This window comes from Oleiphilus sp. HI0043 (assembly GCF_001634935.1).
This window is the reverse complement of record NZ_LWEY01001795.1, coordinates 1-1,458: the sequence shown is the minus strand read 5'-3', so window position 1 is coordinate 1,458 and position 1,458 is coordinate 1. Positions and strand designations below refer to the sequence as shown.

1 protein-coding gene and 1 pseudogene are annotated in these 1,458 nt (G+C 44.0%); one reads left to right on the top strand and one right to left on the bottom strand.

Annotated elements, in window-relative coordinates:
• Positions 1-202 (top strand): annotated as a pseudogene (locus A3729_RS27575) (3-deoxy-7-phosphoheptulonate synthase); the annotation flags it as partial.
• Positions 203-275: 73 nt separating this feature from the next.
• Here A3729_RS27575 and cysG read toward each other — a convergent pair.
• Positions 276-1,458: siroheme synthase CysG (gene cysG / locus A3729_RS27570; RefSeq protein WP_068634497.1), on the bottom strand; the 1,183-nt coding region annotated here is incomplete at its 5' end.

Here is a 1,458-nt window from a genome sequence, read left to right as displayed (position 1 = left end):
TCAGATCATCGACGGCAACAAATCTATCGTTGGCATTATGGTTGAGAGCAATCTTAAGTTTGGTAACCAATCGATTCCTGAAGATTTATCTCAGCTTGAGTACGGCGTATCAGTTACCGATGCTTGTATCGACTGGGAGACAACTGAAAAATCGTTACTGGAAATGCACGAGAAACTAAAAGACGTGCTACCTAAGCGATAAACAGTTCAAACGATTTAAAGTAATAAAAAAGCCGCTCAATCTGAGCGGCTTTTTTATTGATAAGCACAAATGGTCACTCCAACCATTTCAGCTTATCGCGCAAGCTAACAACATCGCCAATAATAATTAAAGTCGGAGCGGCAACCTTTTGGTTCTTGATAATATCCACAATAGTTGACAGCGTTCCTTCATAAACCTTTTGATGCCTTGTTGTCCCTTTGGAAACCAGAGCTATAGGCTTATCAGTACGCATCCCATTCTCAATCAGAGATGAACAGATGGTTGCAAGCCCCGTTAAGCCCATATAAAAAACCAGGGTCTGATTCTCCTGAACTAATTCATGCCAGGGAAGATCACAAGTATCGTTCTTTAAGTGGCCAGTAACAAAACGTACCGATTGAGAATAGTCGCGATGAGTTAAAGGTATGCCTGAATAAGCGGAACAGCCCGATGCAGCAGTAATTCCTGGCACAACCTGGAAACTCACTCCCTCTTCTGCCAGCGTTTCTATTTCTTCGCCACCACGACCAAATATAAATGGGTCGCCGCCTTTCAAACGCAGTACTCTCTTACCCTGCTTTGCGTACTTAACAAGCAATTCGTTAATCGACTCTTGTGGGACAAGGTGATTTGAACGCTCCTTTCCAACATTAATACGCTCCGCATCATGCCTGACAAGCTCTAATATTGGTTCAGATACCAAACGATCGTACAAAACGATATCTGCCTGGCGAATCAAGCGCAAAGCCTTGAACGTTAATAAGTCGGGATCTCCGGGCCCTGCGCCGACCAAGTAAACCTCACCGTCATTACTTGGCGCAGTAGAAGAAAGATCTTCAATGGCAGACTCTAATAGGTCAACAGCGTCTTCTTCCTTTCCTGAAAAAACCAACTCAGAGAACTTACCTTCCAAGTGTTTTTCCCAAAAGCGCCTTCTCGCATTAATACCATCAACACCCTCACGTACCTGCTGCCGGTACTTTTTAGCGATCATCGCCATACGGCCAAAAGCATGTGGAAGGTTTGCCTCTAAACGACTACGAACCAAACGCGTTAAAATAGGCAATTCACCACTACTAGATACCGCGGCAATAACAGGTGAGCGGTCAATAATAGAAGGAAATACGAAATCACTAATATCTACTCGATTAACGACGTTAATCGGGATATTTCTCTGCTTAGCAGTCTTTGCTATAGCTTCATTAACAACCTTATCTTCAGACGCTGCGACAGCTAAGCTGATACGCCCCCAGACC